Annotated in this window: 11 protein-coding genes and 1 pseudogene; 6 read left to right on the forward strand and 6 right to left on the reverse strand. The window is 65.3% G+C overall.

The genetic code is table 11. The annotated features are described in order from the left end of the window. Positions 1-201: 201 nt before the first annotated feature. Positions 202-1628 (reverse strand): annotated as a pseudogene (gene gltX, locus AB8Z38_RS05350) (glutamate--tRNA ligase). 154 nt (positions 1629-1782) lie between these two features. Between gltX and AB8Z38_RS05355 the strand changes: the two are divergent. From AB8Z38_RS05355 to AB8Z38_RS05370, 4 genes are all read left to right on the forward strand, one after another. Further along, positions 1783-3462 (forward strand): glutamine--tRNA ligase/YqeY domain fusion protein, encoded by a 1680-nt coding sequence (locus AB8Z38_RS05355; RefSeq protein ID WP_369723432.1) that lies wholly within the window; start codon positions 1783-1785, stop codon positions 3460-3462. A gap of 7 nt (positions 3463-3469) precedes the next feature. Next, a complete protein-coding gene (locus tag AB8Z38_RS05360) occupies positions 3470-3856 on the forward strand; it encodes a nuclear transport factor 2 family protein (protein WP_369723433.1) in 387 nt (128 codons plus the stop codon). Between the two features lie 109 nt (positions 3857-3965). Further along, the gene (locus tag AB8Z38_RS05365; RefSeq protein WP_369723434.1) at positions 3966-4199 is read left to right on the forward strand and encodes a DUF2171 domain-containing protein; all 234 of its coding nucleotides are present in this window, start codon (positions 3966-3968) and stop codon (positions 4197-4199) included. A gap of 94 nt (positions 4200-4293) precedes the next feature. Beyond that, positions 4294-6591, forward strand: a complete 2298-nt coding sequence (locus tag AB8Z38_RS05370) for a ComEC/Rec2 family competence protein (RefSeq protein WP_369723435.1) — start codon at positions 4294-4296, stop codon at positions 6589-6591. Positions 6592-6770: 179 nt separating this feature from the next. On the opposite strand, the gene AB8Z38_RS05375 is transcribed toward AB8Z38_RS05370, so the two are convergent. From AB8Z38_RS05375 to AB8Z38_RS05395, 5 genes are all read right to left on the reverse strand, one after another. After that, positions 6771-7202, reverse strand: a complete 432-nt coding sequence (locus AB8Z38_RS05375) for a hypothetical protein (protein WP_369723436.1) — start codon at positions 7200-7202, stop codon at positions 6771-6773. Positions 7203-7393: 191 nt separating this feature from the next. Then, positions 7394-7597 (reverse strand): hypothetical protein, encoded by a 204-nt coding sequence (locus AB8Z38_RS05380; RefSeq protein WP_369723437.1) that lies wholly within the window; start codon positions 7595-7597, stop codon positions 7394-7396. 186 nt (positions 7598-7783) lie between these two features. Beyond that, positions 7784-8485, reverse strand: a complete 702-nt coding sequence (lexA, locus tag AB8Z38_RS05385; protein WP_369723438.1) for a transcriptional repressor LexA — start codon at positions 8483-8485, stop codon at positions 7784-7786. Between the two features lie 176 nt (positions 8486-8661). Further along, positions 8662-9873, reverse strand: coding sequence for a gephyrin-like molybdotransferase Glp (glp, locus tag AB8Z38_RS05390; RefSeq protein ID WP_369723439.1), 1212 nt, complete (start codon positions 9871-9873; stop codon positions 8662-8664). Positions 9874-9977: 104 nt separating this feature from the next. After that, complete coding sequence (locus AB8Z38_RS05395; protein ID WP_369723440.1) at positions 9978-11105, reverse strand: helix-turn-helix transcriptional regulator; 1128 nt, start codon at positions 11103-11105, stop codon at positions 9978-9980. Positions 11106-11503: 398 nt separating this feature from the next. On the opposite strand from AB8Z38_RS05395, the gene AB8Z38_RS05400 reads away from it, so the two are divergent. Both AB8Z38_RS05400 and AB8Z38_RS05405 read left to right on the forward strand, forming a co-directional pair. Next, entirely contained in the window at positions 11504-13018 is a 1515-nt protein-coding gene (locus AB8Z38_RS05400) for a YadA-like family protein (protein WP_369723441.1), read from the forward strand. A gap of 43 nt (positions 13019-13061) precedes the next feature. Next, positions 13062-13628 carry a hypothetical protein gene (locus AB8Z38_RS05405; protein WP_369723442.1) on the forward strand — a complete coding sequence of 189 codons (567 nt, stop codon included), beginning with the start codon at positions 13062-13064 and terminating at the stop codon, positions 13626-13628. The last annotated feature ends 15 nt before the right edge of the window (positions 13629-13643 follow it).

Raw genomic sequence — 13643 nt, forward strand, 5'->3', positions numbered from 1 at the left:
CGTCCATCAGAGGTCCCCGATGTATGGTGAAACGGGCCGGACCCGGAAGGCCCCGATGAGATCGTGGGCAGGCCGGATATTCCAGAAGCTACGGTCAAGATGGGTATATTATTGCTGTGTGCGCTGCAAGATGGCGCCACGCATGCTCGACTTACGTCGTACCCGGTCCTTGGTGGGCAAAGGCTTGAGCCTACCCTGGGCCTAGCCCTTGGCCTGGTCCTTGAGCCGGTGCAAACTTTCCTGGCGTCCAAGCACGTCCAAAACCTCGAAAATCCCCGGCGAGGTGCTCCGCCCCGTGAGCGCCGCCCGCAAAGGCTGCGCGACTGCGCCGAGCTTGAGATTATTTTCCTCGGCAAAAGCGCGCAGCGCAGCCTCCGCAGAAGCCGCATTCCAGGCCTCCACATTCTCCAGCGCGGAATGCAGCTGGCCGATCAGCTTGCGGTTCTCGGGCGTCAGCAGCGCCGCCGCCTTGGGATCGAGCTCGAGCGGCCGGTCGGCGAAGATGAAATAGGCGCTGTCGATCAGCTCGATCAGGTCTTGGCGCGTTCTTTCAGGGCCGGCATGGCCTTGAGCAGCTGCGCGCGCGTGGTGTCGTTTAGCTTGGCCTTGATCTCGTCGCGGCTGGGCACGACGTGGTCGAGCACGTCCTCGAACATCTTCACGAGTGATTGATCGTCCGCATGGCGGATGTAATGGCCGTTGAGGTTTTCCAGCTTGGCGAAATCGAAGCGGGCGGCGGCGCGGCCGACGTTCGCAAGGTCGAAGGCCGCGATCATCTCCTCGGTCGAGAAGATCTCCTGGTCGCCATGGCTCCAGCCGAGGCGGACGAGGTAGTTGCGCAATGCTGCCGGCAGGTAGCCCATGGCGCGGTAGGCATCGACGCCGAGCGCGCCGTGGCGCTTGGACAGCTTTGAGCCGTCGGGACCGTGGATCAGCGGGATGTGGGACATGTTCGGCAGGGCCCAGCCCATCGCATCGTAGATCTGCTTCTGGCGCGCGGCGTTGATCAGATGATCGTCACCGCGGATCACGTGGGTGACACCCATGTCGTGGTCATCGACCACCACCGCGAGCATGTAGGTCGGATTGCCATCGCCGCGCAGCAGCACGAGGTCGTCGAGGTTCTCGTTCTGCCAGACCACGCGGCCCTGGACCTGGTCCTCGATCACGGTCTCGCCGGTCTGTGGCGCGCGCAGCCGGATCGTCGGCTTGACGTCGGTGGGTGCGGTGGCCGGATCGCGGTCGCGCCAGAGGCCGTCATAGAGGCGGGTGCGGCCCTCCGCCCGGGCCTTCTCGCGCATCGCGGTGAGCTCTTCGGCGGTGGCATAGCAGCGGTAGGCCTTGCCCTCGGCGAGCAGCTGCTCGGCGACCTCGCGGTGGCGCGCGGCGCGGCTGAACTGGTAGATGACATCGCCATCCCAGCCGAGCTCCAGCCATTTGAGCCCGTCGAGGATGGCGCCAATCGCAGCCTCGGTGGAACGCTCGCGGTCGGTGTCCTCGATCCGGAGCAGCATCTTGCCGCCGTGCTTCTTCGCATAGAGCCAGTTGAACAGCGCCGTGCGGGCGCCCCCGATATGGAGGAAGCCGGTCGGGGAGGGTGCGAAGCGTGTGACGACGGAGGAGGTCATTCTTGGCAGGGCCTATGCATTGGAGGCGGTGGTATATAACAGGACCGGAGCATAACTAAAGCCCGGGAGCGGACCTGCCAGGCCTTGCTTAAGCCCTTGGCTCAGCCAAGCGAATTTGGCAGAAGGGCCGAAGATTTCCCGACAGGATTGCAGGATGAGCACAGAACCGGTGGCGAACGAGGTTGGGCGCGATTTCATTCGTGACATCATCCAGGCCGACCTCGACCAGGCCAAATACAGGGAGATCGTGACCCGGTTCCCGCCGGAGCCGAACGGCTACCTGCATATCGGTCACGCCAAGTCGATCGCACTCAATTTCGGCATCGCCCAGGAGTTTCCGGGCCGCTGCCATTTGCGCTTCGACGACACCAATCCGGTCAAGGAAGAGCAGGAATATATCGATTCGATCCAGGCCGATGTGCGCTGGCTCGGCTTCGACTGGGGCAAGAACCTGTTCTTCGCCTCCGACTATTTCGACCGCCTCTACGAATGGGCGGAGAAGCTGATCCGTGACGGGCTCGCCTATGTCGACGACCAGACCCAGGACGAGATCCGCGCCTCGCGCGGTACGTTGACCGAGCCCGGCAAGAACTCGCCGTTCCGCGACCGCTCGGTCGATGAAAATCTGGACCTGTTCCGCCGCATGAAGGCCGGCGAATTCCCGAACGGCGCGCGGGTGCTGCGGGCGAAGATCGACATGCGAGCGGGCAACATCAATTTGCGCGACCCCGTGCTGTACCGGATCCTGCACGCGCATCATCCGCGCACGGGCGACAAGTGGTCGATCTATCCCAGCTATGACTATGCGCACGGCCAGTCGGACGCGATCGAGGGCATCACGCACTCGATCTGCACGCTGGAGTTCGAGGATCACCGGCCGCTCTACGACTGGTTCATCGAGAAGCTACCGGTGCCGTCGAGGCCGCACCAGTACGAATTCGCACGGCTCAACCTCACCTACACGCTGCTGTCGAAACGCGTGCTGACCCAGCTCGTGCGCGAAGGCCATGTCGCGGGCTGGGACGATCCGCGCATGCCGACCATGGCGGGGATGCGCCGCCGCGGCGTACCGCCGGCGGCGCTGCGCGAATTCGTCAAGCGCATCGGCGTTGCCAAAGCCAACAGTGTCGTCGATGTCGGCATGCTGGAGTTCTGTATTCGCGAGGAGCTGAACCGCACTTCGCAGCGGCGCATGGCGGTGCTGCGGCCGCTGAAGGTCGTGATCGAGAACTATCCGGAAGGGCAGGTCGAGGAACTCGACGCCATCAATCATCCCGACGATCCCTCGGCCGGCACGCGCAAGATCACGTTCGGCCGCGAACTCTATATCGAGCACGACGACTTCATGGAGAACCCGCCGAAAAAGTTCTTCCGGCTGTCGCCGGGCAACGAGGTGCGGCTGCGCTACGCCTATTTCGTCAAGTGCACCGGCGTGATCAAGAACGCCAGCGGCGAGGTGGTGGAGCTGCGCTGCAGCTACGATCCCGCGACCAAGGGCGGCAATGCGCCCGACGGCCGCAAGGTCAAGGCCACCATGCACTGGCTCTCGGCGGCGACCTCCAAGCCTGCGGAAATCCGCATCTACAACCAGCTCTTCGCCAACCCGAGCCCGGACGCCTCGAACTTCGCCGCCGATCTCAACCCGCAGTCGCTGGAGATATTGTCCGACGCCCGGGTCGAGGCCTCGGTCGCCGAAAGCAATGCGACCGAGCCGATGCAGTTCGAGCGGCAGGGCTATTTCGTGCGCGACAAGGACTCCACGCCCGGCAAGCCCGTGTTCTCGCGAACCATCGGTCTGCGCGACACGTTCGCCAAGGAAGTCGCCAAGGGCTGAGGCGCATATGAGCAACGAAGCCGACGAAATCGTTTCCGCGATCATCGCGAAATGGTGCGCCGGCTTCGCCAGGCTCGATGCCGCCGCGCTGTCGTCGCTCTATTCGACCAACGCGTTCTTCTTCGGATCAAACCCAAGACTCTACCGGGGCAGGGACGGCGTTGCCGAGTACTTCAACGGCCTGCCGCGATGGCGCAAGCCGAGCGCGGCGTTTTCCGAGGTGCAGGTGGTGCGGGCGGGGCCGGACTTGATCAACATGGCTGCGACCATCTCGTTCGACCTCCCCGGCGAGCGACCCGATCTCATCGTCAAGATGAGCTGGGTCATCATCCGCGAGGCCGGCGACTGGAAGATCGTCAATCACCACGCCTCGTCGCAGGCACCGCTGATCTAGCCTCGTAATTGGGTGTCGTCATTCCGGGCTCGCGCCGATAGGAGCCCCGGAATCCCGGCAGAACCGAACCGCGTCTCACGCGTTGATCGGGTCCAGAAGAGGATCCCCCATGCAGAACATCGCTGAACATATGGAAGTCATCGGCGCCGATGGCGTCCACATCGGCACGGTCGACAAGATCGAGGGCAATCGCATCAAGCTGACCAAGAAGGACAGCGGCGAGGGTAGCCACAAGGGCCATCATCACTTCATCGACAAGGGCCTCGTCGCCGACGTCGAGGGCAACAAGGTCCGGCTCTCCGCCAAGGCGGATGTGGCCGTGACGATGGAAGAGGAAAAGTAGGCTTTTAAGCCGTTCGTTCCTGATCTGTACCGCTATTCGCCTGCCTACACGTTCCGGTAGCTTCGAGCTCCGTTGCGTATTGTCAGGTGTAACGATGGCGGAGCCCGGGCGGCCAGTACGCTCCCAAGGGATCGCACAAGGGATCGCGGGAACTTGGCCCGTGGGCCGCCCCGCGTCCGCCGGCGGCTTTGCGCCAGCGGGCTTCGGCGTCTGGCCTTCACTGGTCGAGACGCTGCGCGAATGGGGGCGGGCTGAGGCCGGCGCCGGGCGGCTGTTTCCCTGGGTCCCCATCGCCTTCGGCTGCGGGATCGCGCTCTATTTTGCCGCCGATCGTGAGCCGGTGCTTTGGGTCGTAGCCGCGACCGCGGCCGTGCTCTCGCTCGGCGCTATGCTGTTGCGGCGAGGCCGATTCTTCGCGCCAGCCATCATGATCGCGGCGGTCGCGGCCGGCTTTGCGATGGCGACCTGGAAGACCGCGCGCATCGCTCATGCCGTGCTGGCAAAGCCGCTCTATTCCGTGTCGCTGTCGGGCTTCGTCGAGACGCGTGACATCCGTGAGCGCACCGACCGGTTCGTGCTCCGCGTCACCGCGATGGAGACCCAACGCGGCGACATCCAGCTGGAGCGTGTACGGCTGTCGGTGCGCAAGGGGACGGCCCCCGAAGTCGGCAGCTTCGTGCAGTTGAAGGCGCGGCTGATGCCGCCGCTCTCGCCATTGCGGCCCGGCAGCTACGACTTCTCGCGCGACATGTTCTTCCAGGGCATCGGTGCCTCCGGTTTCGCGATGGGGGCAATCACGGTGGCGCCCCCGCCCGAAGCCGGGGGCATCAGGCTGCGCTACGCCGCAATGATGCAGGGGCTGCGCGACGCCATCGACGCACGCATCCGTGCCACCCTCGACGGCGACAACCGCGCCATCGCGACCGCGCTGCTGACCGGACGTCGTGACGCGATCACCACGCCCGTCAATGATGCGATGTTCATCTCGGGGCTCGGCCATGTGCTGTCGATCTCGGGTTACCATATGGCCGTGGTCGCCGGCGTCGTGTTCTTCGCGGTGCGGGCGCTGCTCGCGCTCATTCCGGGATTGGCCGCCGCCTTCGCAATCAAGAAATGGTCGGCGGCGGCCGCACTGTTCGCCGCCGCGTTCTATCTCCTGCTGTCGGGCGCGGAAGTGGCCACGCAGCGATCGTTCTTCATGACGGCGGTGGTGTTGATCGCCGTGATCGTCGATCGCCGCGCCATTACTTTCCGCACCCTGGCGGTGGCAGCCCTGATCGTGCTTGCGGTCGCGCCGGAGGCGCTGGTGCATCCGAGCTTCCAGATGTCGTTCGCGGCAACGCTGGGGCTGGTGGCGCTGGTGCAGGTCGGCATGCCGAACCTGTTTGCCTCGCCGGATCATTCGACCACTGCGCGGATCGCGATGTGGGGCGGGCGCGAGATCGCGATGCTGTTCATGGCCTCCATGATCGCGGGGCTTGCGACCACGCCCTACGCAGCCTTCCACTTTCACCGCGTCACGCCGTACGGCGTGCTCGCCAATCTCGGCGCCATGCCGGTGGTTTCGGCGCTGGTGATGCCTGCCGGGCTGTTGGGATTGCTTGCGGCGCCGTTCGGACTGGACGGCGTGTTCTGGTGGCTGATGGGGATCGGCATCGATTGGATGATTGCGGTCACGCGATGGGTCGCGGCATTGCCGGGCGCGGTCGGCCATATCGGCGCCTTCGGCACCGCGCCCCTGGTCGCGGCGAGCCTCGGGCTCGTCCTGATGGGATTGTTGCGCACGCCGCTGCGTTGGTCGGGCGCGCTGGTGCTGCTGGTTGCGATCCTTTGGGGCTTGTCCGTCCGGCAGCCCGACATCCTGATCGCCGGTGACGGGCAGAGCGTCGCGGTGCGGGGCAGGGACGGGCAGCTGCATCTGATCAGGATGAACAAGGACAGCTTTCTGCTGAAGGAATGGCTGGCGGCCGACGCCGATCCGCGTGATGCCGGCAGCGCGTCGCTGGCCGATGGCGTCTCGTGCGACGATTTGGGCTGCGTCACGCCGCTCGCCGACGGGCGCCTGGTCGCAGTGGCGTTGCGCATCGACGCGCTGGCCGATGATTGCAATCGTGCCGCGCTGGTGGTGATCGCCCGGCCGGCGCCGCCGGATTGCACGGCGATGGTGGTCGATCGGCAGCGTCTCGCAAGCCAAGGCGCGCTCGCGCTGATGCGGCGTGGTGATGGTTTTGCCGTTCAGGCGGTGAAGGCAAGGGGCGCAGACCGTCCCTGGTCGCCGGCTGCCGCAGGCGCGGCGGATTATGATGGCAGCCTTGCGCCGAAGACGAAGACAGCCTCTCCCCGGAGCAATGACGCAACGCCGTCCGAGGCCGATCTCCAAGCCGAGGACTGAAAGCCGAGGGCTGGATTTGACCTCTCAGCCGATCGTCAGGCCGGAATGGCTGGCCGTCCGACATGCGGCGGGCGGATCACTCGATCGGCTTTGCGAGACGCAAACCGCTCCACTTCGCCGGCCTCGGCCGGCGATGGGCATTTCAATCCGGGCCTCGACCCCTCGTTGGGTCGGCGGCGTCAGCCGATCGGCAGGCGGGTGATCGTTGGCTGCCTGTCGGCGATCTCTGGCTTTTGCTCCCGCTCGCCGAGCGGCTGGGTCACCGGCAATTGCAGCACGGTGGCGCGCTGGCCTTCGACGAGCTGCGTCACCAGCACGTATTTGCCGTCCGGAAATTCGATGGCGTCGTGATGGCGATCGGGAATGTGCGGATCGACCTTGCCGAACTTGCCGACGCGGGAGTTGATGGTGCGCGTCCAGATCCAGCGATTGTCGTATCGGACGCTGTCGGCGAAGGCGAGCTCCGTTCCCGGCAGCAGGCAGACCGCGACCGACATATCGGCTTCGGAGGCGAAGCCGCGCGTCGAGGTGCCGCGGAAAGTTGTCGTGACGATTGTCTCGCCGACTTCTGCGGGACGCGTCGCGACGGCGTGCAGGCTGTAGTCACACATCGGGGTGCTCCTCAATCAGGATAGCGACCCGCGCCTCTTCTGAGGCGCAGGCCTCTATCAGAGTAGAAGCCTGCAAGCGTCTGCTTGGTTGTGGGCAAATCTGCGGCTTGGTCCGCGCGCTGCAATCACAATATCTTTTTCAATTGCGCGAGGAACAAAGCCTGCTCCCGTGCATTCGGGCAGTTTCGCCATTAGCGGCCAGCGGGCGCCGACCAGCCGGAATATTGCCAGGCCCGTTGCGACGGCTGCTCGACCGCGTTGCCGGCATTTCGGAATTGCTCGCTCGTCGCCAGTGGCACTTTGCGGACGCGGGGCTGCGTTTGCGCCGCGAGGGCTTGCGACGCTGATGCTGCGATCAGCGCCATCGCGACAGTGCTCAGAAAGATGTTGCGCATGGTTGTCTCCTCGGTCTCTCAAAGGCCTGCGAAGCGGTGCGCGCTTCGTCGCGGCGTGCCGAGGATGTAGCGCCGGAGGGGTGGCCGGATAATCTGCGCAAAACCAGAAAGACTATCCAGCCGGAGCGGACAATCGTCCGCTCCAATCGCTCGTGCGCGGCGGCCGACCGACCGTCCGCAGCCGGCTCAATACTTCCGGTAAAGCCCGATCAGCTTGCCCTGAATCTTCACCCGGTTGGGCGGCAGGATGCGAACCTCATACGAGGCGTTCGCCGGCTCGAGCGCGATCGAGGCGCCGCGGCGCCGGAAACGTTTCAGCGTTGCCTCCTCGTCGTCGATCAGCGCCACAACGATGTCGCCGGTATCGGCGCTCTCGTTACGCTGGATCAGCGCCATGTCGCCGTCGAGGATACCGGCATCGACCATGGAATCGCCGCGCACTTCGAGCGCGTAGTGCTCACCGGAGCCGAGCATGTCAGGCGGCACGCTGATGGTGTGGCTGCGGGTCTGCAACGCTTCGATCGGCGTACCGGCCGCGATCCGGCCCATCACGGGCACCGCGACGGGGCGCTCGCCGTCATCCGCCGACCCGCTGGAGCTCGCGCGGACCTTGCCGAGATTGCCCTCGATGACGCTGGGCGTGAACCCGCGGCGGCTGCCGGCCGCGGCCTGAAGCTCCGGCAGCTTGATCACCTCGATGGCGCGGGCGCGGTTGGGCAGGCGCCGGATGAAGCCGCGCTCCTCGAGCGCGGTGATCAGGCGATGGATGCCCGATTTCGAGCGCAGATCGAGCGCGTCCTTCATCTCGTCGAAGGAGGGCGGCACGCCGCTTTCCTTCAGCCGCTCGCTGATGAACCGCAGAAGCTCGTATTGTTTGCGCGTTAACATCTCGACCAAATTCCCCCGGTTGATGTCGTTCGATTCCGAGACGCTGAGTTCAGCGATGAGCCGCTACATGCTCGAAACAAATCATGAACGGACACTATATGTTCGATATGTGTTCCGCAACTGGTTAATTTAGCGTGAACGCGACAAACTTCGCGGAACGCGAGCGAGCGACGCGTTCAGACCGGCAATCGCAGCACCTCGCAGCGCGTGCCTGCCTCGGCCTTCGGCGCAAACGGCGCACGTACGAGAAGTGCCTGTGCGGCAGCCAGATTCGCGAGCAGCGAGGAATCCTGATGACTCACGGGATGAGCGATGAGGGTGCCGTCGTCGCGCAATTCAAGGCGCGCGCGAAGATAGTCCTCGCGCTGGTCGTTGGCACCGACATCGCGGCCGAGCACGGCGCGTTCGCGACGGTGGTGAATCACTTCGCGGCCCGAGAGCGCGCGAATCAGCGGCACCATGAACAGGAACGCACAGACGTAGGACGACACGGGATTGCCGGGCAGGCCGATCACGCGCATCGCGCCGAGCTGACCGTGCATCATCGGCTTGCCCGGGCGAATCGCGATCTTCCAGAACGCCATCGAGATGCCTTCGGCCTCGAGCGCCGGCTTGACCAGGTCGTGGTCGCCAACCGAGGCGCCGCCGGTGGTGATCAGGACGTCCGCCCCGCTGTCGCGGGCGCGGCGGATGCCGGCCGTGGTCGCCTCAACCGTGTCGGCGGCGATGCCGAGGTCGATGGTCTCGGCGCCTTCGCTGCGCGCGAGCGCGTGCAGGGCATAGCCGTTGGAATAAACGATCTGACCCGCGCCGGGGGTGACGCCGGGCATCACCAGCTCATCGCCGGTTGCGAGGATCGCAACTCTCGGCCGGCGGCGGACGGGCAGGCGCGGGTGGTTCATCGCGGCCGCGAGCGCCAGGTCACGCTCGGTGAGTCGGGTTCCTCGCTTCAGCAGCAAATCGCCTTCGCGAAAATCGACGCCGGCCAGGCGGATGTGCCGTCCGATGAGGGCGGCTTCCTTGATCGTGACGCGCTTGCCCTCGACCGCAGTATCCTCCTGGATCACGACCGCATCCGCGCCATCGGGAACGACGCCGCCTGTGAAAATCCGTACGGCTTCGCCAGCGCCCACCGTTCCCGCGAACGGCTGGCCGGCTGCGACCTCGCCAATCAGATTGAGCTGTGCATCGATCCTGGCCGCGTCGGCGGCGCGCACTGCGTAGCCGTCCATGGCCGACATCGCCTGCGGTGGCTGCGTACGGCGCGCCGCGAGATCGCGCGCCAGCACCCGGTGCCAGGCCTCGTCGAGCGCAACCATCTCTTCCGCCAGCGGCTCTGCGCCGGCAAGCACCGCGGCAAGCGCGTCGGAAACCGGCATGAGGGCCACGGTGAAAACTCCTGCTCGGGCAATACGACAATCGGGTCGCGGCAAGCGTTCTAGCCGACAGTGGCCGTCGAGGCAAAACGGACGTGCATGCGCGTGGACGCAGCTTATCTATGGAGCAATAGCCGCACCAGTTCGGCCTGCCGGTTCACGCCCGTCTTGTCGAAGATTTTCGACAAATGGCTGCGCGCGGTTCCGTCGGTGATCCCTAGCCGTTCCGCCGTCGCTTTGCGGCCGCCGCCCTTGACGATCTCGAGCGCAAAGGCGGCTTCGGCACGGGTGAGGCCGTAACGCGTGCGCAAAGCGTCGAGTCTTGATCTCGCGTCCGGCTCGGGGTCGGTGATGAGCACCATCGCGCTCGATCGCCAGCCGGAGGCAAGCGGCACCGAACTCTCCGCCCAATCTGTGCCGACTGGCGTCACCTGCACGTGCAGCGGCATGCGGCCTGGATGCCGCCGCAAGCTCATCTCGCCGCCGATGCGATCGGGATGATCGATGCTGCACGAGCCGATCAGTGATTGCAGAGAGCGGCCGTCTTCGCTGTTGATGGCGCTCAGCGCGCCTGCCTCAAGCACGATGCTCTCGGCGGCATCGAGCCATTCGCGCGCGCGGCGATTGACGAAGATCGGGCGCGCCTCAGCGTCTGCGAGAACGAAGCCGTGGTCTAGCCCATCCAGTCCCGCTAGCGCAGCGCGGCCGGTGACGTCGAGCTGGTGGGTACGCCGCTGGATGGCAACGGCGCGTACGAGATGCTGCGCCAGCGTCGCAAACAGCCGCCGTGCGTTATCGTCATATGAAGGCAAATTGGACGGCCGGTGGCTGGTCAGGATGCCCGTGGCGTTATGATCGACCAGCAAATTCGTCGTCAACGGCTCGGTATCGAAGCCGGCTGGCTGCCACCATTCGTTGTAGTAGTCGGTCGCGGTGAACTCATCGCGTGTGATGAAGTCGCCGATGGTGAAGACCTCGCCCGGCGTCCTGCCGATGCCAAGCGGCAACAGGGGATTGCGCGGCGCCCAGCCGAGCAGCTCTTGCACGCGGTCGGGGTCGATGCGCGGCGACACCAGGCTGGAGAGGCCGTTTGCGGGGTCATAGACACCGAACAGGATGCGACCGCCCATCGCCTCGTCGATGCGCGTCAGCACACTTTCCCAGCGGCTTCCGTCGAGCGCGGCCTCGTAGATGGCGCCGATGAGGTCAAATACGGAGTCGTTGGAAATATCGTCCGTCCCCAAGACAAAATGCCTCAAAATGCAATGAGGCATCTCAGCGCAGCGCCGCGCCAGGGCAAGGACAGAAAAAGCGGCAGTCGAGCCGATGTTGCCGCAAAGCAGCGCGGCATCGGGAATCTGAGGTTCGCGAGTGGCGAAGGCGAGGTGCAATGCTGAATTGCAAGCATATTGCGGGATGTTGCTGCGATGTCTCACTCCTCAAACATTCAGGTCGAAAGGCCCGCTTTCCCTCCGATCTCTGACGAACGTCAGATGCGATCGTCCTGCGGCTTGGAGAAGCTGCCCGGAGCGGTAGGTCAATCGACAGAATCGGGCCGTCCGTTCGAGGGGCTCTCATGTACGCGCATCGGCGTCACGACACTATTTTTGGGGCACTTAGGCGCCTGTCTCGCAAGGCCGGCTTGCTCGCCAGCAGCATGCTGACCGGCGTGGGTGTGCTGGGTGCCGGTGCGGTGCTCTACCCTTCGGCAGCTCTTTCTGCCGACTACGCCGCCGGCGGCGGCGTGATCAACGCGCCCAGCGGCAACGCGACAGCGGTTGGCAGCGGGGCCACCACGACCGGCTCCGACGCGACGGCTTACGGTGCAGGCAGCATCGCGAGCGGAGACGGCGCGACGGCGACAGGACATGTCAGTCAGGCCAAAGGCATCTCCGCGACCGCAACGGGAGAAAGCAGCATCGCAAACGGCGCCTACGCGACGTCGACGGGACAAAACAGCTTTGCGAACGGCACGTTCGCGACCGCAACTGGACAGGTCAGCACCGCAGACGGGACCAACGCGACGGCAACGGGACAAACCAGTGATGCCAACGGCACCAACGCGACCGCGACAGGCCAAGCTAGCTTTGCTAACGGCACCAACGCGACGGCGACGGGACAGGCCAGCACCGCCAACGGCGCGGACGCGACCGCGACCGGTAGTCTAAGCAAGGCAAATGGCTTTGATGCAACGGCAACAGGTATTCAAATTTCTGCAAATGGCACCTTCACGACTGCGACGGGCGCCCAGAGCGTCGCCCACGGCGACAGCGCGACCGCGACTGGCCAAGGCAGTTTCGCAAATGGCGATTTCGCGACCGCGACTGGTCAAGGCAGCAACGCAAACGGGACCAACGCGACGGCGACGGGACAAGGCAGCGTCGCGAACGGTGTGAACGCGACCGCGACCGGTAGTCTCAGCAACGCGAATGGTACCAACGCGACCGCGACGGGTGCCCAGAGCGTCGCCCACGGCGACAGTGCGACCGCGATCGGCCAAGGCAGTTTCGCAAATGGGGATTTCGCAACCGCGACTGGTCAAGGCAGCATCGCCAATGGCCTGACAGCGAGCGCGTTCGGCCGAAACAGCAACGCCACCGGCGACGCCACGACCGCGATCGGCCAGGGCAGCACGGCGAGCGCCACCGGCGCGACGGCGGTCGGTGCGGGCGCCACGGCGACCTTCGCCAATTCGACCGCGATCGGCGCGGGTGCGACAACATCAGCGCCCAACCAGGTCTCGATCGGCACCAGCACGAACACCTACCGCATGTCCGGCCTCACCTCGGCCGCGAGCCTTGCCGCACAATCCGGCCCGACACAGGTGGTGACAACGGATGCCGCCGGGCATCTGGCCGCCGCAAGCTTCAGCGGTGCGGATATTTCCACGCTGCAGTCCAACGTCTCCACGTTGCAGACGCAGATGCGGCAGGCCTTCGAGGGCACCGCCATCGCCATCGCCATGGGCGGCTCGGCGCTGCCATCGGACAAGCGGTTTGCGGTCTCCACCAACTGGGGCACGTTCCGCGGCCAGAACGCCATGAGCCTGGGCGCCCAGATGCGCCTCAACCAGTATGTCGTGCTCAATGGCGGTGTTGCGGCCGGGTTCGCGCAAGGCGGCGTCGGTGGACGCGCCGGAGTGACGGTTGCGTGGTGATGGCGGCGTGCTGAGCGGAAAGCAACGGGCGTGGCGGGCGTTAATGCTTGGGGCTGCGCTGATCGCGGCGGCCGCCGCCGGTCATGCGGAAACACCTCCGCCGGCGCCAAAACCAGCGCAGATCGACCGCAACGGCGTGCTGATGCTGGTCCGTTCCTCGCTGCTCGCACTCGACCACGCCAACAAGACCGGCAATTACACGGTGCTGCGCGATATCGGCGCGCCCGGCTTTCAGGTCAACTCGGCGGCGCGGCTGAGCGAGATCTTCGCCAAGCTGCGCAACGACAATCTCGACCTCTCGGGTGTCGCCGTGATCGATCCGCAGCTCAATCTACTGCCGCAGATCGAGGCCAACGGACTGATGCATATGGCGGGCTTCTTTCCCTCGGTCCCGAACCAGGTCAATTTCGACCTGGCCTTCGCACCGGTGAACGGACAGTGGCGGCTGTTCGGGATCTCGGTCTCGATCGGACAGAGCGGGCCGGCGGCGCCGACCGCGCCCGAGCCGCGTGTTGAACAAAAACAGACTCCGACAAATCCCAGCAAGCAGCCAGTGGCGGCCGTCAAGCCCGCACCGGCGAGCAAACCGCCGGAGAATGCGCCGAAATAGACGCAGCAACGCGGC

The organism is Bradyrhizobium sp. LLZ17, assembly GCF_041200145.1.
In the GTDB taxonomy this organism is placed as follows: domain Bacteria; phylum Pseudomonadota; class Alphaproteobacteria; order Rhizobiales; family Xanthobacteraceae; genus Bradyrhizobium.